Origin of the sequence: Acinetobacter sp. YH01020 (assembly GCF_013420275.1) — a bacterium.
GTDB lineage: Bacteria > Pseudomonadota > Gammaproteobacteria > Pseudomonadales > Moraxellaceae > Acinetobacter > Acinetobacter amyesii.
This window is the reverse complement of the sequence record NZ_VOYN01000050.1, coordinates 1-23,516: the sequence shown is the minus strand read 5'-3', so window position 1 is coordinate 23,516 and position 23,516 is coordinate 1. Positions and strand designations below refer to the sequence as shown.

At 40.3% G+C, this 23,516-nt stretch carries 23 protein-coding genes; 19 read left to right on the top strand and 4 right to left on the bottom strand.

All coding sequences use genetic code 11. The features are described 5' to 3' along the window. Positions 1-704: 704 nt before the first annotated feature. From FTT85_RS15160 to FTT85_RS15125, 8 genes are all read left to right on the top strand, one after another. Complete coding sequence (locus tag FTT85_RS15160) at positions 705-2,078, top strand: MFS transporter (protein ID WP_180041594.1); 1,374 nt, start codon at positions 705-707, stop codon at positions 2,076-2,078. 183 nt (positions 2,079-2,261) lie between these two features. After that, positions 2,262-3,026 carry an IS5 family transposase gene (locus FTT85_RS15155; RefSeq protein WP_176538404.1) on the top strand — a complete coding sequence of 255 codons (765 nt, stop codon included), beginning with the start codon at positions 2,262-2,264 and terminating at the stop codon, positions 3,024-3,026. 270 nt (positions 3,027-3,296) lie between these two features. Next, positions 3,297-4,742 carry an aldehyde dehydrogenase family protein gene (locus tag FTT85_RS15150; RefSeq protein WP_180005362.1) on the top strand — a complete coding sequence of 482 codons (1,446 nt, stop codon included), beginning with the start codon at positions 3,297-3,299 and terminating at the stop codon, positions 4,740-4,742. Between the two features lie 86 nt (positions 4,743-4,828). Further along, positions 4,829-5,335: a DUF1287 domain-containing protein gene (locus FTT85_RS15145; RefSeq protein WP_180183877.1), complete on the top strand. Its 507-nt coding sequence runs from the start codon at positions 4,829-4,831 to the stop codon at positions 5,333-5,335. Between the two features lie 18 nt (positions 5,336-5,353). Then, a complete protein-coding gene (locus FTT85_RS15140) occupies positions 5,354-5,659 on the top strand; it encodes an IS630 transposase-related protein (RefSeq protein ID WP_180135138.1) in 306 nt (101 codons plus the stop codon). Between the two features lie 47 nt (positions 5,660-5,706). Next, positions 5,707-6,201 carry an IS630 family transposase gene (locus FTT85_RS15135; RefSeq protein WP_005402039.1) on the top strand — a complete coding sequence of 165 codons (495 nt, stop codon included), beginning with the start codon at positions 5,707-5,709 and terminating at the stop codon, positions 6,199-6,201. Between the two features lie 443 nt (positions 6,202-6,644). Beyond that, on the top strand, positions 6,645-8,129 hold the full coding sequence (locus FTT85_RS15130; RefSeq protein WP_180090266.1) for a sodium-dependent transporter: 1,485 nt from the start codon (positions 6,645-6,647) through the stop codon (positions 8,127-8,129). Position 8,130: 1 nt separating this feature from the next. Then, positions 8,131-8,241, top strand: a complete 111-nt coding sequence (locus FTT85_RS15125; protein ID WP_180005359.1) for a methionine/alanine import family NSS transporter small subunit — start codon at positions 8,131-8,133, stop codon at positions 8,239-8,241. 82 nt (positions 8,242-8,323) lie between these two features. On the opposite strand, the gene rsmB is transcribed toward FTT85_RS15125, so the two are convergent. Together rsmB and fmt are read right to left on the bottom strand one after the other, a co-directional pair. Continuing rightward, complete coding sequence (gene rsmB, locus FTT85_RS15120; protein WP_180005358.1) at positions 8,324-9,631, bottom strand: 16S rRNA (cytosine(967)-C(5))-methyltransferase RsmB; 1,308 nt, start codon at positions 9,629-9,631, stop codon at positions 8,324-8,326. Further along, positions 9,631-10,590: a methionyl-tRNA formyltransferase gene (fmt, locus tag FTT85_RS15115; protein ID WP_180005357.1), complete on the bottom strand. Its 960-nt coding sequence runs from the start codon at positions 10,588-10,590 to the stop codon at positions 9,631-9,633. The genes rsmB and fmt overlap by 1 nt, the downstream gene beginning before the upstream one ends. Before the next feature lie 437 nt (positions 10,591-11,027). Between fmt and ilvD (FTT85_RS15110) the strand changes: the two genes are divergently transcribed. The 11 genes from ilvD (FTT85_RS15110) (at position 11,028) to FTT85_RS15060 (ending at position 20,823) form a co-directional block, all read left to right on the top strand. Further along, positions 11,028-12,857: a dihydroxy-acid dehydratase gene (gene ilvD, locus FTT85_RS15110; RefSeq protein WP_111885144.1), complete on the top strand. Its 1,830-nt coding sequence runs from the start codon at positions 11,028-11,030 to the stop codon at positions 12,855-12,857. Positions 12,858-13,543: 686 nt separating this feature from the next. Beyond that, positions 13,544-15,229, top strand: coding sequence for a dihydroxy-acid dehydratase (ilvD, locus tag FTT85_RS15105; RefSeq protein ID WP_180009589.1), 1,686 nt, complete (start codon positions 13,544-13,546; stop codon positions 15,227-15,229). A 151-nt stretch (positions 15,230-15,380) separates the two neighbouring features. Further along, positions 15,381-16,703 (top strand): hypothetical protein, encoded by a 1,323-nt coding sequence (locus FTT85_RS15100; RefSeq protein WP_180183876.1) that lies wholly within the window; start codon positions 15,381-15,383, stop codon positions 16,701-16,703. Continuing rightward, positions 16,684-16,971, top strand: a complete 288-nt coding sequence (locus FTT85_RS15095; RefSeq protein ID WP_078191648.1) for a chorismate mutase — start codon at positions 16,684-16,686, stop codon at positions 16,969-16,971. The genes FTT85_RS15100 and FTT85_RS15095 overlap by 20 nt, the downstream gene beginning before the upstream one ends. A gap of 85 nt (positions 16,972-17,056) precedes the next feature. Beyond that, a complete protein-coding gene (locus tag FTT85_RS15090; protein ID WP_000897309.1) occupies positions 17,057-17,377 on the top strand; it encodes a type II toxin-antitoxin system RelE/ParE family toxin in 321 nt (106 codons plus the stop codon). Further along, positions 17,370-17,642: a NadS family protein gene (gene nadS / locus FTT85_RS15085; RefSeq protein ID WP_130114462.1), complete on the top strand. Its 273-nt coding sequence runs from the start codon at positions 17,370-17,372 to the stop codon at positions 17,640-17,642. Before FTT85_RS15090 ends, nadS begins: the two co-directional genes overlap by 8 nt. Positions 17,643-17,729: 87 nt before the next feature. Continuing rightward, the gene (locus FTT85_RS15080) at positions 17,730-18,095 is read left to right on the top strand and encodes a DUF4123 domain-containing protein (RefSeq protein ID WP_180183875.1); all 366 of its coding nucleotides are present in this window, start codon (positions 17,730-17,732) and stop codon (positions 18,093-18,095) included. Then, positions 18,088-18,432, top strand: coding sequence for a hypothetical protein (locus FTT85_RS15075; protein ID WP_180175539.1), 345 nt, complete (start codon positions 18,088-18,090; stop codon positions 18,430-18,432). Before FTT85_RS15080 ends, FTT85_RS15075 begins: the two co-directional genes overlap by 8 nt. Position 18,433: 1 nt before the next feature. Beyond that, positions 18,434-19,078, top strand: coding sequence for a Tox-REase-5 domain-containing protein (locus FTT85_RS15070; protein WP_180175540.1), 645 nt, complete (start codon positions 18,434-18,436; stop codon positions 19,076-19,078). 12 nt (positions 19,079-19,090) lie between these two features. Continuing rightward, the gene (locus FTT85_RS15065) at positions 19,091-19,786 is read left to right on the top strand and encodes a hypothetical protein (protein ID WP_180175541.1); all 696 of its coding nucleotides are present in this window, start codon (positions 19,091-19,093) and stop codon (positions 19,784-19,786) included. A gap of 299 nt (positions 19,787-20,085) precedes the next feature. Continuing rightward, positions 20,086-20,823 (top strand): sulfite exporter TauE/SafE family protein, encoded by a 738-nt coding sequence (locus FTT85_RS15060; RefSeq protein ID WP_180177601.1) that lies wholly within the window; start codon positions 20,086-20,088, stop codon positions 20,821-20,823. 9 nt (positions 20,824-20,832) lie between these two features. On the opposite strand, the gene FTT85_RS15055 is transcribed toward FTT85_RS15060, so the two are convergent. After that, positions 20,833-21,735: a LysR family transcriptional regulator gene (locus FTT85_RS15055; RefSeq protein ID WP_180183874.1), complete on the bottom strand. Its 903-nt coding sequence runs from the start codon at positions 21,733-21,735 to the stop codon at positions 20,833-20,835. A 115-nt stretch (positions 21,736-21,850) separates the two neighbouring features. Continuing rightward, positions 21,851-23,155, bottom strand: coding sequence for a solute carrier family 23 protein (locus FTT85_RS15050; RefSeq protein WP_180109521.1), 1,305 nt, complete (start codon positions 23,153-23,155; stop codon positions 21,851-21,853). Between the last annotated feature and the right edge of the window lie 361 nt (positions 23,156-23,516).

Genomic DNA, 23,516 nt, shown 5'->3' with positions numbered 1-23,516 from the left:
CTTCCCGAACTCAGAAGTGAAACCTCTTAGCGCTGATGGTAGTGTGGGGTTACCCATGTGAGAGTAAGTCATCGCCAGCTCATTATTCGAAAACACCCCCTGATACGTCAGGGGGTGTTTTTTTATGTGTGGAGAAAAGGGGAAAAGAAGATAAGCAGAAGCATAAAACAGGGAGATGATAAAAATATTGATAGATTGTGGCTTGAATTATTTAAACATGGATGATTATTAGACAATAAACGCATTTAAAAATCATCAATTGAAGGAATTCTCAGCTTAAAAATGTCGGAAAACCTGAATGTAAGTCAGCTAAAACAACAGTTTAAATGCCTAATTATCGACTTAAGTGATGGCTGATGCCTTATGATTTAGAAATCTACGACCTAGATCGTAGAGTCTGGTTTTTTTCTATAAAATTTGAGTTTTATTCTGACAATTTTCATATCAAATAATCTATCGTCTGATTGTGATTTAGCTTCTAGTAACACATTGAAAATTAATCATTATAAAAACTAGACCCACAGTCCATCGACTTTTTTATGTATAAATATTTCAAAAATATCTAAGTTTTTATGACATTTTATTCCCAAACGACATGGATATATCTGAAAGGTATGGATCTATACCTTTGTAATTTTGGACAATTTACATTCAAAAACGGCATTGTAGCGAAAAATAAAACTCACAATTGGAGGTGAGGTTCAATGTCTACAAGCACAATGAATGTGAATAGCGTTGTCGATAACGCTAAGTTCACAAAATCGCATTTCAGCATCATGATGTGGTGTCTAATTCTTATTTTATTTGATGGTTACGACTTAGCGATCAATGGTGTTGCGCTGCCTTTATTAATGAAAGATTGGGGATTAACAGCTGTTCAGGCAGGTATGCTAGCGAGTACAGCACTTGCAGGGATGATGTTTGGTGCCATGATGTTTGGTACTTTGGCTGATAAGATTGGCCGTAAAAAAGTTATCATGATTTGTGTATTTTTATTCAGTACATTCACATTTTTAGGCGGTTTTGCATCAAATCCAACGGAATTTGGCGCGTTACGTTTTATTGCTGGACTTGGCATTGGTGGGGTATTACCGAACCTTGTGGCATTGACATCTGAATATGCACCTAAGCATCTACGCAGTACTTTAGTGACCACTATGTTCAGTGGTTATGCAATGGGTGGCATCATGGCGGCTCTCTTTGGTTCATGGTTTACTGCGGATTATGGCTGGCAAATCATGTTCTTCATTGCGGGTATTCCACTGTTACTGTTGCCATTTGCTTGGAAATTTTTACCTGAATCGCTCACATTTTTGGTGAAGGTGAATCGTCATGATGAAGCACGTCGTATGATTCAAACCATTGCACCTGAACAAACCGTGACTGCAAATACTCAACTGGAACTGACTGAAGTTGCGGTTCCGGGTGGAACGTCTGTTAAAGCGTTGTATAAGCAAGGTCGTGGCGTAAGTACGATGTTGTTTTGGCTGTGTTTCTTTATGTGTCTATTAACGCTTTATGCATTAGGCAGTTGGTTACCAAAACTAATGATGGCCGCAGGTTATTCATTAGGTAGCAGTTTGACCTTCCTATTGGCGATGAATATTGGTGCCGTAATTGGTACGATTGGCGGCGGTATTTTAGCGGACAAATTCCACTTAAAACCGGTGATCATTACATTATGTCTGGCAGGTGCTGTGGCACTATCTTTACTCGGCTTTAATTCACCACAGCCTGTGATCTATCTTTTGGTTGCAGTCGCAGGTGCATCAGCAATTGGTTCTCAAATCTTACTCTATAGCTATGTTGCACAGTACTATCCGTTGTCTGTACGTTCGACAGGTATTGGATGGGCATCTGCAGTCGGTCGTACAGGTGCGATTGTTGGCCCGATTCTGATCGGCTATTTATTATCACAAGAATTGCCACATCAAATTAACTTTATGGCCGTGGGAATTCCAGTAGTCATCGCAGCGATTGCAGTGTTCTTTATTCGCAAAGCGCAAACGGATGAAGAGGTTGCCGCTTTAGAAAATGTGAATAAGACTTCAGTGAAAACACAGCGTTCGTATAGCTAAAACATAGATTTAAAAAGCCCGTCATTTGATGGGCTTTTTTTATGTTGTACTCATATTTTTTTTGATTAATTTAACTTTGAAAAATTTATTAATGATTTGATAAATAGGGTCTGTTGACATTTTCTGTTCAAAAAAATAGCGAGAAAGTAAAATTTAATCGCCAAACCAAATTTACTTCTCGCTATGCCCCGTACAATGCTGAATGATCAACACTGGTCTAAGTTACTTTCTATTTTCCGAAATTTTGATATCTATTTCAAATCTAATTTGAGAAATTTTGTCGAAGCAATACTTTATAGAATAAGAACAGGCTGCCCATGGCGTGATTTGCCTAAAGAATTTGGTTCGTACAATTCAATCTTTAAAAAATATAGTCGTTGGTGTAAAAATGATAAGTTAATGAAAATATTTAAATTAATTTCTTCAAATGCTGATATGGAATGGGTTTTTATTGATGGTAGTCATGTTCGGGCACACCAACATTCTGCTGGAATAAAAGATCAGGATATCTCTAAAAGCATTGGTGGAAATAGTTCTAAAATACACTTAGCTGTTGATGCGGATGGTAATCCAATCGAAATAATTATCTCCGATGGAACGATTCATGATGTCAAGATTGCTCCTAAAATGATTGAAAAACTTGATTTGAGTGAAACGGAAGTATGTTGTGCAGACAAAGGATATGACTCTGAATCATTAAGAGAACAAATATCTGCAAAAAAAACTAAAGCGAATATTCCAAGAAAATCAAATACTCAGTCAAATAATAATCATATGGATTGGTATTTATATAAAATCAGACACTTAGTTGAGAATGCATTTTGTAGGTTAAAGCAGTTCAGAGGAATAGCAACACGATATGATAAGCTAAAGTGTAGCTATGAGGGGGCAGTTGCATTAGCTTGTATATTTATTTGGCTACCTTTATCGGGTAAATTCTATACTTGAAATGTCAACAGACCCTAATGTAATTAAATATTTTAAACAGCTTTCTAATTTAATGTCATTGTTATATAGAGACTCGATCATCGTGTTTTCAGTGCAAGCATAGATCTGAAAATAGTGATGGTATTCAGGGCAATTAGGTAGCTGAGTTTGAGGCTTGTGGTTTATTTTGTTACTTAAATATAGTGAACTCTGGGCTCAGTCAGCGCATGATAGAGGGCATAGATTTATTCACATTTATCAATAATGTCTCAAGATCATGGAAATATCGTCATGTCCAAAGCCGTACAAGATATAAAAGACTATCCGCTCTATGTTGCAGGTAAAGCATTGACTACCGATCAGTGGTTAGAAGTGGATCAAAAATATACCCAAGACGTATATGCACGCGTTGCACTCGCAGATGCTGCAACCATTGAAAAAGCCATTGATTCAGCGGTTAAATCTAGCGCTGCAATGGCGGCATTGGAACCTTTTCAAAAACAAAAAATCTTACTGCACTGTGTTAAACGTTTTAATGAAATGCGTGCAGAATTGACTGAAATTTTAATTGCGGAAGGTGGAAAACCGTGTAAAGCCGCAGCTGCTGAAGTTGAACGTTTAATTAATACCTTTCAAATTGCTGCCGATGCTGTCACACAGATGGATGATGGTCGCATGATCCCATTGGCGGTTACTGCAGCGGCATCTGGCTATCAAGGCATGGTCAAACATGTGCCGATAGGCCCTGTATCCTTGATCAGCCCGTTTAATTTTCCGATCAATCTGACTGCGCATAAAATTGCACCTGCCATTGCCGCAGGCTGTCCATTTGTTTTGAAGCCTGCAAGTTTGACGCCTATTTCAGCTTTAAAAATTGCGGAAGTTTTGGCAGAAACGGATTTACCTAAAGGTGCTTTTTCAGTTTTACCTTGTCCACGTGAACATGCAGATGTCTTGGTAACAGATGACCGATTTAAACTGCTCAGCTTTACCGGTTCCGATGTTGTCGGCTGGGATATGAAAGCGCGTGCGGGGCGTAAAAAAGTGACTTTGGAACTCGGTGGCAACGCTGCTGTATTGGTTGAGCCTGATACTGAAATTTCAGCGGCATTTATTGAACGCTTAGTCGGTGGGGCGTATAACCATGCAGGGCAGGTGTGTATTAGTGTTCAACGCATCTTGGTGCATGCCGATATCTATGCCGATGTGAAGAAAAAACTCGTGGCGAGAATGAAGCAGCTTAAAGCGGATGATCCACAGTTGGAAAGCACCATGGTCGGTCCAATGATTAAGGAAGCAGAAGCAACACGCGTGCATAAATGGGTCGATAAAGCAGTCAAAAAAGGAGCTAAAGCTTTGGTTCGTGGTGAACATCAGGGGGCTTTGCTCGATCCAATTTTATTAGAAAATGTCGATGAATCGCTAGAAGTGTATAAAGATGAAATCTTTGGCCCTGTAGCGATTTTAGAGAAATACAAAAACTTTGAAAAAGGTATCGCCAAAATTAATAGCAGCCGTTTTGGTTTACAGGCGGGCATCTATACGCAAAATTTGAATAAAATGTTGTATGCGTGGAATCACTTAGAGGTCGGTGGAGTGATTATTAATGACATTCCATCTTTCCGTGTTGATAACATGCCATATGGTGGCGTAAAAGATTCTGGCTTAGGCCGTGAAGGAATTCAGTCTGCCATTCGAGATATGCAAGAAGAACGCGTATTGGCGATAAAACTGTAGCAGTTTAAACTTGGGCTTGGTTCAGTATAGATCTGTTCGAAGCCCATTTTTTAATCATTTCAAAAACCTAAAGTGCATAAGAAAAAATGAAAAGAATTTTATTATTGGTCAGTTTGATGACCGTGAATATGGCTGTCTTTGCCTTTAACGCCACTCAAATGGTGACGGATGCACGCAGTCAGATTGGGAAAACCTTATATTATGATCCTGCGTATACTGCACTGCGTTATCCGATGGGAGATGTTCCTTTAATCAAGGGTGTTTGTACCGACGTGGTAATTCGTGCATTACGACAGCAAGGAATTGATTTACAACAAGCCATTCATGAAGATATGAAAGTCAATTTTAAGCAGTATCCACAAAAATGGGGCTTAAAAAGTACTGATAAAAATATTGATCATCGGCGTGTTCCCAATATTCAAACCTGGATGCAACGTCAGGGCTTTGTTGTCAAAGATAAGCAGTATTTGGCAGGTGATATTGTCACTTGGGACTTAGGGCGTGGTTTAGTGCATATCGGTGTGGTTTCAGATCGTAAAGTGAAAGGTAGCGGTGTTCCGTTGATTATCCATAATATAGTCAAATCATTATAAAACCAATACAATGGTGCAATGAGTTATTCAGAACATTTTAGACGTAAAATTTTAGCTAAGCTTGAGGAAGGTTATTCTATTCGAGCGGTAGCCGCACAATTTGAAATTAATAAAAATACCATTGTTGAATGGAAGAAACGTATAGAGATTAAAAAAACTCGTGTACGTAAACCTTCTAAAATTAACGATGATGCTTTACGTGCAGATGTTGAAAAGTATCCTGATGCTTATCAATATGAACGTGCTGCACGTTTTAATTGTGGTGTTTCATCTATTGGTGCTGCATTAAAGCGCTTAAATATTACAGTTAAAAAAAGACGTTAAGCCATCCTAAAGCAGATACAAAGCTTAGGGATAAATTTATTCAGCAAGTGAATGAATTAGAAAAAAACCACCCGATTATTTATCTGGATGAAAGTGGTTTTAAGTCACATGATTACAGACCTCATGGCTACTCACGAAAAGGAGTACCCTGTCTAGGGCAATATAATTGGCAATTAAAGAATCAGACCAATGCCATTGGAGCAATCCATAAAGGGTATTTATTTTCAGTCGGTTTATTTGACTGCAAAATCAATTCAGATGTTTTTCATTTTTGGATTGAGCAATTCCTCATACCAGCATTACCAGAAAATAGTGTGGTGGTTATGGATAATGCAGCATTTCATAAAAGAGCAGATATTCAGGAGTTATTGGAACAACAAGGGCATAAAATTCTTTGGCTTCCTGCATACAGCCCTGATTTAAATCCTATAGAACAGATGTGGGCATGGGTTAAACGTAAGCGTAAAGAATGGTTGATCGACTCAGTCGATGAGTTATTTCAAGTTTTTTTCGAATCCTGTATGAATAATAAAGTAGTTTGACTATATTGGAGAGGGCACACAGGAAGAAGATCTTTTGCATGCCTATCAAATTACCGGACATTATCGAGTGAAATAACTTTAAAAATTTAATTGGAAATAAAATATTCCTAAAAGTTATATTATTGATAACTTAAATTGTATGAAAAATAAGCTGATTAAATGAACATTTAAGCCTAAACACATTATAAAAATGGAATATTTGCCGTAGAAATTACAGAAAAACTTAAAAAAAGTGAGTATTGTTAATTCATACAAAGGGAAAGTTATTTGTGGTGTTTTTAACCAAAATGCGCATGTGATTTTTCTGTTTGCAATTTGGTATAGACGCTCATAAGGTATCTCACCAGATCAAACACCCAGAATTTTTATTTTTATGGTTCTTTTTTGCTCGCGATATAATCATAACAAGCAGCAGTTAAAGATGCCTGAGGTTTAGGTGTTCTATGTCAGATAATCGTGAAAGCTGGTCTGCGCGATCAGGCTTTATTTTAGCGGCGATTGGATCAGCCGTGGGTTTGGGGAATATTTGGCGTTTCCCTTATGTTGCTTATGAAAATGGTGGTGGTGCATTTTTAGTACCGTATTTGATTGCAATTTTTGCAGCAGGTTTACCCTTACTCTTTTTGGACTATGTTGTTGGACATAAGTTCCGTAAAGCACCACCTACAGCCTATAAAAAGTTAATGAATGCTGAATCATTGGGTTGGTGGCAAGTGATGGTGACCCTGATCATCGGGATCTACTATGCCAGCGTGTTGTCATGGGCCGGTAGTTACATGTATTACGCCATTGGACAACAATGGGGCTCAGATACGGAAAGCTTTTTCTTTAAAACCTATCTACAAAATGGTGATGGCTTAACATTTGGTTTTGTTCCGACTTTATTTGTTGGTTTAGTCATTGTTTGGGCTGTGGTGATGTTCATTCTCTATGGCGGTGTACGTCGTGGTGTAGAACTTGCCAATAAAATTTTTATGCCGTTATTGATCGTGTTATTTAGCATTTTAGTCATTCAAGCATTGCGTCTACCGGGTGCGGCAGAAGGCTTAAATGCATTCTTTACGCCAAACTGGGAAGCGATGACCGACTATAAAGTATGGTTAGCAGCCTTTGGTCATATCTTCTTCTCGTTATCGATTGGTTTCGGGATCATGTTGACCTATGCGTCTTACTTAAAAGCAAAAACCAACTTAACCGGTTCAGGTGTAGTCGTTGCATTAGCCAACTCATCATTTGAAATCTTAGCGGGTATTGGCGTCTTTGCAGCACTTGGTTTCATGGCACAAAGTTCAGGTGTACCTGTAAAAGAAGTAGTATCTGGTGGTATTGGTTTAGCCTTTATTGCCTTCCCGAAAATCATTTCGAGTATGGGGGCAGGCGGTGATTTGTTTGGCTTCTTGTTCTTTGCTTCGTTGGTGGTTGCAGGGATTACCTCTATGGTGAGTATCTTGCAAGTGCCAATTGCAGCGTTTCAAGACAAATTGGGTTGGTCAAAAAATAAAGCTGTGAGCATTATCGGTGGCGGTTCAGCAATCGTATCTACACTTTTATTCTCTACACAAAGTGCCATTACTTTTGTTGATATCATTGACTACTTTGCCAATAACATTGGGATCGTGGGTGGTGGTTTACTCTCTATTATTTTGGTGTCGTGGTTCCATCGTCCATTGATGAAACAATTACAAGAGCATGCAAATCAATACTCAAGTATCAAGTTGGGTCAAGGTTGGAATTTCTTATTGACCGTGATCACCCCAATTTCATTATTGGTTGCACTTGTATTGACGATTAAGGCTGTCGCAACTGAAGGTTATGGCGGTTATCCTGCAACGACACTTTGGTTGGTGGGTGGTTCGGTATTGGCCTTCTTTGTATTGGGTTCTGTTCTATTAAGCTTGTGTAAAGACAAAGGTCCAGAGGAGAATTAATATGAATACATCTGCAATGATCATGATGATTTTATCAATTGTTTTGCTATGGGGTGGTTTACTTTTAGCGACGATTCATTTGGTGAAAAATCCTGACGAAGCTGAAGATTAAATTTAGAATGACGAAAAAAATGCCCGATGAAATCATCGGGCATTTTTTATGATTGTTTACATCTAAAAAGGTGTTTATTGATTTAGGCCGTTTTTACTATACGGCAATAATAGAAGCCATCGCCATAACCCACTTTCGGGAAAAGTTGACGACCATGGATTTGTTCAACTCCCCAATCTGCTTCAATTTTAATTTCTTGGGCATCGGCATGATTGGCAAAGAACTCAACCATTTGCTGTTCATTTTCAGCTTTTAAAATCGAGCAAGTGATGTAAAGCAGCGTACCGCCAACTTTAAGTTGCTTCCACATGTTTTCCAAAATTTGCTTTTGTAATACTACTGTTTTCGCAATGTCGCCCGATTGACGTAGTAAACGAATGTCAGGATGACGACGCATTACACCGACAGCAGTACATGGCGCATCGAGCACGATACAATCAGCAAGCTCAGGAACAGTGTAAGTGATGGCATCGGCAGTTTGGATTTCGACATGTTTACCATCGAGAACCAAACGATCAAGGTTTTCAACTACACGTTTCAGGCGCTTTTCATCTTGGTCGAGTGCGATGAGTTTCTTCGGTTGGAAGGTCTCTAAAATGTGTGCAGTTTTACCACCGGGCGCAGCACAAGCATCAATCACAAATTTACCATCGAGATTTGGTAAGAGTGTTGCACACAGCTGAGCATGTTCATCCTGTACCGAAAAACCACCTGCTTCAAAGCCCGGCAAACTTGGAATATGTAGACTTTCATCCATCACAATACCGACATTAGAGAGTTCACAACGATGTGCATCGATGCCTTCATCCTCCAGAATATCAAGGTATTCATCACGGCTCACTTGGCGTGTATTGACACGTAAAGTCAGTGGCGCAATTTGTTTAAGCTCATAGCTGAGCTCGTCAAATTGTTCACCCCAGTCTTTTTTCAAACGTTTAGATAACCAACTTGGTAAATTGGTTGCTTGTTCAAGTACGTCGTAGAACTGTTCTGTTTCACGTGTTGCACGGCGCAAAATTGCGTTGATGAGGCCACTTAGACTTCCCATACCCAATTGTTTTGCAGCTTCCACCGTTTCAGAAATTGCAGCGTGAGCCGCGACACGGGTACACAACAATTGATACAAACCAAGGTATAAACAGGTTTCAACCACTTGGTTATCTACAGGTTTAGACAGTAATGGTAAAGTCAGTTGTTTCAATGCGTACCATTGACGTAAACAACCAAGCACCAATTCATGGAATAACGCACGGTCTTTATCTGACACGATATTCATTTGCTGCGCGAGTACCGATTGCAGCGATTGACCATTTTGGACAGCCAATAACGTCTTCACTACCTGAGCACGTAAATTAAGGTCTCGGGTCGAGGCGTTGGGAGATTGCTTCATTATAAAATTTGTCCAATAGTCAATTTTTGGGTTTGTAAAATTTGTACAGGGTTGAGTGGTTTAGCACCCGGCCATTGCAAAGAAGTCAAAATAATCACGCTGCCATTGGCACAGGCAACGTGTATGCCTTTTTTATCGATGGCAATGATTTCACCTGCTTGAGCATTCGGTGCAGACGCAGCAGAAAGTTCAGAATGCCAAACGCGTAAATTGTTTTGTTCATCTAACTGAATAAATGCTACCGGCCACGGATTAAAGGCACGGATGTTGCGATCGATTTGTACGGCATCGATGGACCAATCAATTTTTGCTTCAGCTTTTGATAGCTTATGTGCATAAACTGTTAATGCTTCGTCTTGAACTTCACGGCTGTCTAAATATTGCTGCAATGTTTGTTCAGTGTCTAAAACGGCAGCAATTGCAGTTGCACCTTGCTCTGCAAGTTTGTCATGCAAAGTTGCAGAGGTATCCGTTGCTTCAATCGGGCAGATGGTTTTATACATCATGTCGCCAGTATCTAGTCCGGCTGCCATTTTCATAATGGTGACACCTGTTTCAATATCACCTGTTGCGATGGCACGTTGAATCGGTGCTGCACCGCGCCAACGTGGCAGCAATGAACCATGAATATTCAGGCAACCATATTTCGGGGTATCTAGCACGACTTGCGGCAAGATCAAACCATAGGCTGCAACCACCATAACATCGGCATTTAAGGCCTTTAATTCCGCTTGTGCGGCTAAACCTTCTTCAGTCGATGATTTGAAATGAAGGGGTTGGTAAACAGGAAGATGGTGCTCTAAAGCCAATTGCTTTACGGCAGAAGCTGTGAGTTTTTGTCCACGTCCAGCTTTGCGGTCAGGTTGAGTGTATACCGCAACAATTTCATGTTGTGTGTTGAGCAATGCAGCTAGTGCTGTTGCGGCAAATTCTGGCGTACCGGCAAAGATGATTTTCAAAATGAATGAACCGAATCTGTGTTGAATATGTGGATTATAGCAAATGATTAATGCGTAATTTAGAACATTAGAAATTGATTTTTGCAACTTTGAAGCTGTCCAAGCTCAATGATTTCATAACCCAAAATCGCAAATTTGCAATTTTTAAATAAATTATATTTATATAAAATTTAAAAATTATTCATGAAAGTTTTGTATTGTGCAGCCATTGATGGCGGTATAGTAGATTTCAGTTAAAAGATTTTTGTCGTCAAATCACTCGTTTTTATTGATAGACCCATCTGCCCAAATCTCAGCTTAAAAAGCCATCTTTAAAAACAATGGCTTGGTGTATGATAGGTTTAAAATTCGACTGATTTTACATCATTGTCAGTATGATTTAGCCAGAGTGAATCTGTAGGATTCATTTCAAGCTCAAACTTTGTTGGAAATATAAAATGCCTGACTATCGTTCAAAAACATCGACACACGGAAGAAATATGGCGGGTGCGCGCGGCTTATGGCGCGCAACTGGTATGAAAGATGAAGACTTTGGTAAACCAATTATTGCCGTCGTGAACTCATTTACTCAATTTGTACCGGGTCACGTTCATCTTAAAGACCTTGGTCAACTCGTGGCGCGTCAAATTGAGCAAGCAGGCGGTGTAGCCAAAGAGTTCAATACCATTGCGGTTGATGACGGTATTGCGATGGGTCATGACGGTATGCTGTATTCATTGCCTTCACGTGACTTGATTGCAGACTCTGTTGAATACATGGTGAGCGCACACTGTGCCGATGCCATGGTATGTATTTCCAACTGTGACAAAATTACTCCAGGGATGTTGATGGCGGCAATGCGTTTGAACATTCCAGTGGTATTTGTCTCTGGTGGTCCAATGGAAGCGGGTAAAGTTAAAATCCGTGGTAACGACAAAGCCATCGACTTAATTGATGCCATGATTGTTGCTGCAGATGACAACTATACCGATGAAGAAGTAGCAGAATACGAACGCTCTGCATGCCCAACTTGTGGTTCATGCTCAGGTATGTTCACCGCAAACTCAATGAACTGCTTAACAGAAGCATTGGGCCTGTCTTTACCGGGTAACGGTTCTACACTGGCAACACATGCAAACCGTAAAAAATTATTCGAACGCGCAGGCTCTTTAATTGTTGAATTGGCTAAACGTCATTATGAACAAGATGATTACAGCGTATTGCCACGTGAAATGGTGACCAAAGCCTCGTATGAAAATGCCATGACTTTAGACATCGCGATGGGTGGTTCAACTAATACCGTTCTACACTTGTTGGCGGCTGCCAATGAAGCGGGTGTTGATTTCACGATGGATGACATTGACCGTTTATCTCGCAAAGTGCCTGTTCTATGTAAAGTTGCACCTGCGAAAAACGACGTACATATGGAAGATGTACACCGTGCTGGCGGTATCATGTCCATTCTCGGTGAATTAGACCGTGCAGGCTTATTGGACACATCTGTAGGTACTGTTCACGAAGCAAGCTTAAAAGATGCTTTAGATAAATGGGACATTATCCGTACTGAAAATGAAGACGTTTACCAATTCTTCCGTTCAGCGCCGGGCGGTGTACCAACGCAAACTGCATTCTCACAAGATCGATATTACCAACGACTAGATGGTGACCGTGAAAATGGCGTGATCCGTAATGCTGAACATGCGTTCTCGAAAGACGGTGGCTTAGCTGTGCTTTACGGCAACATTGCGCTCGATGGTTGTATCGTAAAAACTGCGGGTGTAGATGATTCAATCTTGAAATTCAACGGTACTGCACGTGTGTTTGAAAGCCAAGATTCAGCAGTAGAGGCGATCTTGGGCAATGAAATCAAAGCCGGTGATGTGGTTGTGATTCGCTATGAAGGCCCACGTGGTGGTCCGGGTATGCAAGAAATGTTGTACCCAACCAGCTACTTAAAATCGAAAGGTCTAGGCAAAGAATGTGCATTATTGACTGACGGTCGTTTCTCGGGCGGTTCGTCAGGCCTGTCTATTGGTCACGTTTCACCTGAAGCAGCAGAAGGTGGTGCAATTGGTTTGGTGGAAGATGGCGATTTAATCGAAATTGATATTCCAAACCGTACCATCAACCTTGCTGTTGATGAAGCAACCATGGCCGCTCGCCGTGCAGCGCAAGAAGCCAAAGGTTGGCATCCAGTTGAAGAGCGTCCACGCAAAATTTCGAAAGCATTGAAAGCGTATGCAATGCATACCACGAGTGCGGCGAAAGGCGCAGTACGTGAAATCTAAACTTTAGATGTTTAATTAAAAAGCACTCCACATGGGGTGCTTTTTTAATTTACATCTACATAACTTGCATTGGATACGAGGAAATGTCATCCGCAACTGTCTGAGGCAAACGGTAATTTAAAAGTGAATGTTTCTGCGATCATTTTTTTAGTTGCAAACAGTTGCCGAGTTTTGCGGATGACAAATGGTTTTGGTTACTTTTGCCGAAACAAAAGTAACATACGAGCTCCGAAAATTAGCTTTTATAGAGGTAAGACTCCGCTGTAATCAGCTTTTAAATGAAATAATGGGACAATAATTCTAAGTTATAGATTTCTTAATCTGATTAAAAATAATGTTTCTTGAAGCAAATAAATAAAATTTAATAATTAGTGGATGTCATTAAAATTCTAAAAAGACAGCCTCGAATAGTAGCTATAATTTATATGGCTTTGTGTAGGCAATCCCTTACTTTTGAAAGATCAAAAGTAACAAAAATCTTTTGTTCTCCTGATATGGCATCCCTGCCATACAGGAAAACAGCGACATCCATGTCGTTTTGTCATGTGATTGAATGGTATTGCATGCGCTAAAAATCTTTTTTGTTGAGATGTAATTTCTTTTACATGCCGAGCGCTTTCTATACAATAAATTTAAAAGAACCCGCCAAAGCTGAAGCCAAAATCAGCCATCGCCAAGGAACAACAATGAGTAAAAATAATATCCGCGAACATTCTGCTCCTGTTTATGAAGGCATAGAGAATGCGCCTGCACGTTCCATGATGCGTGCCACGGGCTTCCAAGATGCAGACTTTAAACGCCCATTTATTGGTATTGCTTCGACTTGGGCCAATGTCACGCCGTGTAATATGCATATTGATGGCTTGGCGCGTGAAGCTGAAAGTGGGGTGAATGCTGCAGGCGGGAAAGGCATTATTTTCAATACCATCACCATTTCTGACGGCATTTCCAACGGTACAGAAGGCATGAAGTATTCATTGCTATCGCGGGAAATCATTGCCGATTCCATTGAAGCTGTGTTGGGCTGTCAGGCCTATGATGGCGTAATTGCCATAGGCGGCTGCGACAAGAATATGCCAGGCTGTATCATGGGTTTGGCGCGATTAAACCGTCCGAGCCTGTTTATTTATGGTGGCACCATCAAACCCGGAGCAGGGCATACCGATATGATTTCGGTATTTGAAGCAGTCGGTCAGCACGCCAAAGGCGAAATCAATGAAATTCAAGTGAAGCAGATTGAAGAAGTCGCGCTGCCGGGGCCGGGTTCGTGCGGCGGTATGTATACGGCCAATTCGATGGCTTCAGCGATTGAAGCCTTAGGCATGAGCTTGCCAGGTTCATCGGCGCAGGAAGCAGTTTCAGCAGATAAAATTGAAGATTGCCAACGCGCAGGTGAAGCCGTGATGAACCTGCTGCGTCTCGATATTAAGCCGCGCGACATTATGACCAAAGCCGCTTTTGAAAACTCGATTAAAGTGCTGATTGCTTTAGGCGGTTCAACCAATGGCGTACTGCATTTGATTGCCATGGCGCATACCGCAGGCGTGGAACTGTCTTTGGATGATTTTGTGCGTATTGGCAAAGATATTCCTGTGGTGGCCGATGTGCGCCCATCGGGTAAATATTTAATGTCGGAACTGATTGCCATTGGCGGCATTCAGCCGCTCATGAAACGCATGCTGGATGCCGGCATGCTCGACGGTTCTTGCCTCACCGTTACGGGCAAAACTTTGGCGGAAAACTTAGCCGATGTAGAGGATTATCCTGAAGGACAGCAAATTATTTTGCCGTTTGATGCGCCAATTAAAAAGGATTCACATTTGGTGGTACTCAAAGGAAATTTGTCGCCGACGGGTGCAGTGGCTAAAATTACCGGTAAAGAAGGGCTGTATTTTGAGGGGCCTGCGCGGGTATTTGAGGGTGAGCAGGGTGCCATGCGCGGTATTTTAGATGGCGAAGTACAAGAAGGTGAAGTGGTGGTGATCCGCGGTGTTGGGCCGAAAGGCGGGCCGGGTATGCCGGAAATGTTAAAACCGACTTCAGCGATTATTGGTAAAGGTCTAGGCCAATCTGTTGCACTGTTGACTGATGGGCGTTTCTCGGGCGGCAGCCATGGTTTTGTGATTGGGCATGTGACACCAGAAGCCTATGAAGGAGGCCCAATTGGCTTGGTTAAAAACGGCGATAAAATTTCAATTAACGCTGAAACCCGTGAAATGACTTGGCATGTGGCTGAGGATGAAATTGCTGCACGTCGCGCGGCCTGGGTCAAACCGAAACCAAACTATACCCACGGCGCTTTGGCTAAATTTGCCAAGTTGACCTCTGGTGCGGAAAAAGGTGCGGTGACTGACCTAAATCTAGACGTCTAATCCATTGTTAAACATTGAACATTCAGCCCTGACTTGATATAAGTTTTGCACAAGGCTTATATCTCATTTAAAACAGCTTCATAATAGAAGTTGAATTTTAAGCATGTGCTGGCAGGTTCGGTACAATTCATCATTTTGAGGCAAAAAACGCATGTCACTGTTACGCCGTTGGTTCGATCCAATCCGATCGAGTTGGTTTTATCAGAAACCGACCCGACAAGCGGTGTTACCCACGGAACAAGGTCTGAGTGTTTATCTTCGACTGGATGATGTTTATAGCTATTTGGCTGCGCAGCAACTGCCTCAATTAGAAGAAATTCTCAGTGATGAAATTAAACCACTGAAAGTGATTATTTGTCGTCAGAGTGCTGAACCTCCTAATCAAATGTCATCGATAGAATGGCAACAATATTGTCTGAATGATGCCCAAATTTTAGCGCGGCAGCATCGTTTTAGTTTTCATGAAACACCTGAACAACCGACCGCCGAAGCTTTAGAACAAGCCGAAATTATTCTAAAAAATACGCCATTACGCGGCCAAGATTTTCTTTATTTACTTGAAGATGTGTTCCACATGCTGTGGCAAAAGCAGTATGGCAAGCTGAGAACACTGTATGCGATGGCCAGCCGTCATCATAAAGCTCAAGATTTTCCTGAACGTATCTTTACCGATACCCCGATTTTATCGGGCTATTTTGAGTTTGGTGAACGTAAGTACCATGCTGTAGATGATTTACTGCGTTTAACGCGCCGTTTAAAACAACAAAAACTCCTGACAGATAACCCGATCTTTATGATCAATCATATTGAATGGCGTGAGCACCTGATCAGTGATGCAGAAGAGTTGAATGAAATTCAGGGACTCGATCCTGAGCTTGATCTCTACATCGCGATGGAAGATCCGATTTCATGGTTACTGTTGGCTTATATTCGTGAGGAATTGGCGGACTATTATAATATTCAGTTGAATGTGTATCCATTGTCGTATCACGGTCGTGATTTGTTTGACTGGAGTTTGGCAACACGTCTGTCTAAACGGACCGAAGTTAAGTTCACGCCATTTTGCCGGCCTACAGAAGCTGCGACATTAGCTATGTCACAGCTTTACTACAGTGCGCCCGAAGAGCAGCGTATTGATGCGATGTATCGCATTTTGGAGGCTGTATGGACCAAAGGGCGTGATTTATCCTTCAAAGCACATTTTCAGGCTTTACAGTATGAGTTAGAGATTTCTGAACTGAGCACTGAGGATATTGCTGAAAAATTAAAAGAAAATGATATGCACTGTGAGATGAAGTCACAGCCCGATTTTCCTGTTTTAGAATTACGTATTGCAGGTCAAAGCTATGTATTTAATAGTTTATATCGCGTTTGGATGATTGAAAGTATTTTCAGTAATGTGTTAGAAGAGAAGTATAAAAGTGAAAACACCGCTGAAAGTGAAGCCAGAGAAGATGAAGAAAGAAAAAGTTGAGTCATTAGAGCAAGCCCGCGCACAGATTGATGTGATTGATCAGGGAATTATTGAGCTCATTGCTGCACGTCAGTTTTATGTCGATCAAGCGGTGCGTTTTAAGCGTTCAGTACAGGATGTTCAATCACCAGAACGTGTCGAAGCGGTGATTAGTAAAATTCGTCTACAAGCCACAGAGCACGGTGTAAATGCAGATATTGTGGAACGTTTATACCGCGATATGATTCAGCATTTTATTCAACGTGAGTTGAAAGAGATTCGACCATAGTTAGGGCGGATTTGATGTTGTAATCTCTCGTTTTTTTGTTCTAAAACTGCTAAAATTCTTATACGCCATTGACGTGCTTGAACCTATGCTATTCATTGAAACCAGTATTTTTACCAAGCAAATCAAAGAGCTTGTGAGTGATGAAGAGTATCGTCAGCTCCAGCAAGATCTCTTGGTACAGCCCGATAAAGGCGACTTAATCAAGAATGGCGGTGGTATCCGTAAAGTACGTTGTGCTCAAGGTAATAAGGGTAAAAGTGGTGGTATCCGGGTGATCTATTATTGGGTCACAGAGGATGATCAGATCTTTTTCCTAGTGGCTTATCCAAAGTCTGTGAAAGATAATCTGACCGACAAAGAGACCTCGATCCTACGTCAATTAGTGAAGGAGCAATTTCATGGATAACAACTTATTTGATGACCTGGTTGCTTCAATCAAAGAAGCTGGTGCTATCAAACGTAATGAGATAAAGGCCAGTCGAGTTACAGCGCTTGAATTGCCGGATATTAAAGAAGTACGTGAGAAAACTGGCTTAACCCAGGCAGAGTTTGCTGCACGTTTGCATATCAGCGCGAGAACTCTACAAAATTGGGAACAAGGCCGTCGCTATCCGACTGGTCCTGCAGCAACTTTAATTCGTATTCTTGATGCTCATCCAAGTCTAATTTAGAAAATTGAGATAATAAAAAAGCCCGACATCCTGTCGGGCTTTTTCATATCGGGTTGCTAGTCTTACTGATCTCGTGCTGCCCATTCCTTGCGCTATTTATTCAAGGGAACATTTGAGGAAGAAGCATATCTCTATGGTCCTATTTTAATTGACTTAAGCTATGTTGATGATAAGCAATTAGATAATTTATTTAACTTGATGAAAGTTAAAGATTCACTGATTTTTTTACAAAGTCCCTTAGAGCCAAAGCTACTAAGAAATTCATTATTAGAAAAGCTGTATATTGAATTCGAAGATGGTGAGATCGGCATTCTTCGATTTTATGATCCAAGAATCTTGATAAGACTGTCCAATATAATAAATTCAGAACAAACAGTGCAATTCATGGATGGCATAAATGCGTTCTACTTTACTCTTAATAATTTAGATTATGAGATAAAAAATAATGCTTAAATTAGAACAAATACAAATAGATAGTCTTGAAAAAGTAGTCGATAGAAGTGAGCTTTGTGAAAAAATATATCACTATATCCAAGATAACAATGAATCATTTAAAGAATACAAAATAGACTTTAATCAATTAAAACCAAATATTTATAAAAGTTATGATCTGATAATTTCATTTTTATTAACTGATAACGATGTCATATCACAACTGATTGTTTGGAACACTATTTTAAAAAAGGATGTTTTATTAAACCCCGACATACAAGCATTTATCTATAAATCGAATGTCCGAGCTAAAGATCTACTATCTGTTCTTGAATACTCTGAAATAGGGAGAAATTAATATGCAATTGGCATGGACTCTATTAAGAGGCTTAGCAACAGCAGGTGCTAGAAGTACTGCAACTGGAGTTGGTGAAGTTGTAATTACAGAAGGTGGTAAAAGAATTGCAATAGAAGCAGCTAAAGGAATGGCTACCCTCATTTTAGCGAAAGAAGTGAGTAAGGATGTAAAAAAGCAAGAAAAATGCAAAAAATGTGAAGCTTATGCTTTAGGTGATAAGTATTTAATTAAAAGATCTATGGGCGATGAAACCAATACTCAATATCAATTAAAAATAGCTAACTTATCAAGTTATCCTTTAACATTTAAGGCTTACACTCCCTATATCGTAGAAGGAAATAAAAAGCCAACAACTCCCATAGAAGAGTGGCAATTAAACGGAGTTTCTTTTGATGGATTATGGCCATTAGAATGTATTCTTGTGGAAGCTAAAGGACGCTATGCTCAATTTTTAGATGGGAGTAAACCTGAATTTATGGTTGAAAAAATATTTAGGGAAATGCTTGCGGAAGCTGCTCGTCAAAGAGCAGTAAATTTACGTTTTAAAACAACAAAATTAGTTTGGTATTTCTATGAAAATGAAACAAAACAACATTTTGATAGTATTGGTGGAAATATCGTTACAAGTATTCATATGCCACTATAACAAGGGTAAATAATGACAGACTTTTATTTAAATTCTATAGCATTTAAAGCATTTCCAAATTCTGAAGATGATGTCAAAGCTCAACTTGAAATATTGGTTAAATTGGTCGAAGATTTGAGAACAGTGAGTCCTGATTTTTCTAATTGGTATGTAAATAGTGGTAGTGATCTCAATCCACCATTGGAATATTCATTTCCTAGTGAAAGTGCTTTTAAATATTTACTGAAATTAAGAAAAAAAGATGCCTTCCAGTCGTTTCTTTTATGGAATGGGCAAGTCGACAATAGCTTATATGCCAGTATTTCTTTGAGTATTATTAATATAAGTTTAAGCTTACAGAAAAGATATTCTTTATCTCAATTAGTTGATATATTTCAAATAATATTAAAATATTTACCATTTAAATATCTCTATTTATCTAATCCATTTTTTATGAAAAACCGTGTTTTCGATCATAGACAACCTGTTTCATCAATTTGCTATGTACCAAAGGCAGTAGAGGACAAAGAACTTCCCTATATTTACCAAAAAATAGAAGTGAATACTTCATTAAATCAGGGAACTATATTAATTTTTGATCAAAATTTATTTGATGAATCAGAGCAGATGAAAAAGAAAATTCAGGAAAATTCCATTGCATTGGTTGATTTAGATCTTATTCCTGAAACTGAATTATCACCTGATTTTTTTAATGAGGTTGAATTCTAGGTTTTAAAATTAACATAATACGCGTTATACGAAATTCTTGAAATTTTACTATAAGTATCAATATCTTATTGAAAACCGTTCCAGTAAACAGCATATTGGAACGGTTTTTATATTACTATTCAACCAATACACTTATAACTTATTCAAAATCAGAAGAGTTTGTTTAGCCCATCTACGCTATCTGTTTTAGACGCTATAACCTAGCCTCAACTTTTTATTGAGGCTCTATTCCAAAAACACTGATTTTTCAAAGTGCCTGAATTGCATAGCATAGAACCAATTCTTCAGCGAGTTTCGCCATGATTTGGTTCGTCATCACAGTTTTTGCAATCGCAGGTCTAATTAAAGGCACGATTGGGTTAGGCCTGCCTGCGGTATCGATGGGCTTACTCACCATGGTGATCAGTCCATTTCAGGCAGCCACGTTATTAATCATTCCATCTATGGTCACCAACTTTTGGCAATTATTTGCCGAAGGGCAGGTGCTGCGACTAATTCAACGCTTTTGGCCCTTGTTACTTGGGATTATCGTCGGTTCAATTTGGAGTATTTTTCCAACTTTAGGACATGGTGAATTTAAAAGTGAAGCTTTACTGGGGGGCATGTTGGCACTATACGGACTGTATGGGCTTTGTGCGAAAAGCTTACCAAACTTTGCACCACATGAAAAATGGCTATCTCCAATTATCGGTTATCTCGGTGGAGCGCTGACTGTAGCCACAGGTGTAGTGGTGATCCCGGTGGTGCCATATTTGCAAGGTTTGCAACTCAAACGCGATGATCTCGTACAGTCACTCGGTTTGGCCTTTACCACGTCAACCATTTGTTTGGCGGTGTTCTTACAGCAAAATCCTGTGGAAGATCTCCCGATTGATTATGCCATGTCAGCCATGGCACTGGTTCCTGCGCTCATTGGCATGTGGGCAGGGAAAAAAATCCGTTACCGCATTCCAGAACAAAAATTCCGTAAGGTGTTTTTTATCGGGTTGATTGCCCTTGGTGGCTATATGATGTTGCACCAGTTTGACGTGATTTAAAGCCTAGACTTAGCTATCCAAAGCAGATTTTTGAGACAGTAGAAACTGACTGAAATGCTGATAATTTAAGGGTAAATCATCAAAATTACGTGCGGTGAGCAGCAATTTTCGATTGGCCCAGTCGCCGCTGAGCTCAACTTGGGCAAAGGCATACAAATTGATTAATCGTTGGGCTGCACGTTTTGGCATGATGGCAATGCCCACACCATTCGCCACCACTTGCGCGATCGCGGCAAAGTTCGGCAAACGTAGCCGATACTGAATTTCACAGCCGAATAATTTGGCTTGAGCCTCGATCGATTGTTGTAAGGAATGATATTGCATCAGACCGACAAAGGGATAATTTAAAATCTCTGCGGGTTTGACGCTAAGTGTCGAGGCCAATTCATGAGTTATAGGACAAATCAGTACCAAAGGATCATTTGCAAACTCAAGTGTTTGTAACTTTTCGGATTTAAAGAAACCCGAAATTAGACCTAGTTGTGCATTGCCTTGTTCAATCGCTGCAATGATGTCTTTAGACTCGGCTTCATGCAGCTCAATTTGTGTGTTGGGATTTTCTAGCAAATAACGTGGTAGCAAGACCGGTAAATATTCACTTTGTGCAGATGAATTACACCATAAGGTCATATTTGAACTTAGCCCATGGGCAAAGGGCAGCATCGCGTGTTCTAATTGTTGCCCCTCACCTAAGATGCGCTGTGCATGTTCAACCAAGGTTTGACCGGCAAGAGTCAGTTTGACCCCTTTGGCTTGGCGAGTGAACAGGGCTGTGCGGTAATGCTGTTCGAGTTTTTTAATCCGTTCACTGGCTGCTTGTAGCGAGATGGCAGAACGAGCAGCGCCTTTGGTCAGACTGCCGCTGTCTACAATGTGCAGCACCAATTGGAGGTCGAACAAATCCAGTCGCATATGGTGTATTCCTTGGCTAATGCCTTATCTTACCGAAAGAGCAGCTATAAAAAAAAGCGACCTTTCGGCCGCTTTTCAAATGAATGTTGTATTCTTTTTTAAATGCTTTGGAGGCTTATTCTGATTTATCGCCCAAGCTAAAGAACCAATTCAAAATCAGCGCTGCAAATGTAGCAGTACCAATACCACCTAAGTTGAAGTTACCGAATTGAAGTGCAAAGTCACCTGTACCTAAAATAATCGTGACTGCTGCCACCATCAGGTTTTTGTTTTTTGAAAAATCAACTTTGTTTTCAATCCAAATTTTCGCACCTGCAATGGTAATTAGACCAAATACAACAATCGATGCACCTGTCAAAATGGCTTGCGGAATGGTATGAATAATCGCACCAAACTTTGGAGAAAGACCAAGGAAGATGGCGAATACACCTGCAAATACAAACACGATGGTCGAGTAAACACGCGTTACTGCCATCACACCAATATTTTCGCCATAAGTGGTCATACCCGGACCGCCGACACCGCCTGAAAGTGTAGTCGCAACACCATCTGCAACGAAGGCTTTACCAATGTGCGGATCGAGGTTTTCACCTGTCATCGCGCCCACAGCTTTGATGTGCCCAAGGTTTTCTGCAACCAAAATCAACGCAATCGGTGCAATGATAAGCATGGCATTGAAGTCAAAGACCGGTGAATGGAAGTGCGGAACACCAAACCAAGCTGCATCTTGTACTGGAACGAAGTTGATTGGTGTGCCATGACCCATGACATTGGAAATGATGTAATACACCAAGTAAGCTAGTAGAAGGCCAACTAAGAGTAATAGACGTTGTAATAAACCTTTGGTGAACACTGCAATCGAACCCATACACAGTACAGTGACTAATGCCATCCACATATTAAAGTTATTACCGGCAACCCCTTTAATGGTCACTGGGGCAAGGTTGAGACCAATGATCATCACCACTGCACCTGTAACGACAGGCGGCATAAGTTTTTCAATCCAACGGGTACCCGTTGCCATCACGATAAAACCAAAAATGGCATATAAAATACCGCAGGCCATAATCCCGCCAGCAGCCAATGCGATATTGGCATTTGCTGCGCCAGTACCTGACGCTGCATAACCTGTTGCGGCAATGACCACACCAATAAAGGCAAAACTAGAGCCTAAATAACTTGGTACACGACCACCTGTCATAAAGAAGAACAGGATGGTACAGATCCCCGACATTAAAATCGCAAGGTTGGCATCAAAGCCCATCAAAAATGGCGCAAGGACAGTTGCGCCAAACATTGCAAAGGCATGTTGTATCCCCAATACAACACTTTGCACCGGAGGTAGGTACTCATTTGTACCTACAGGACGTGCATCAATATTGCCTTCGTACGGGCGCCATTTGGGAAACCAATTGGACATAAAATGAGCACTCAATAGATAAATTGTGCACATCATACTCTTGTTTTTTAGAAGATTTAATCTCTTTTAAAAATATTTTATTCAAACTAATTACATGACTTTACATGTAAATTTACCAAATGGTAAAAGTTTTAAGGGTGTAAAAATGGCATTAAATCATGCAATTAATCAAATAGGATAAGAGTCAATACTTCATAAATTTTTCTTATTTTATCAAATGGAGCGTAAAACTCTGTCCTTCAGGTCAGAGATATAAGCGACACGACATGAAGTGTCGTTTGATTTAACTAAGGACTATTTTCCTTGAGTTTTGATTGTTAATATAAGTACATGAAAACCCTTAAATTACGTATAAAAGACA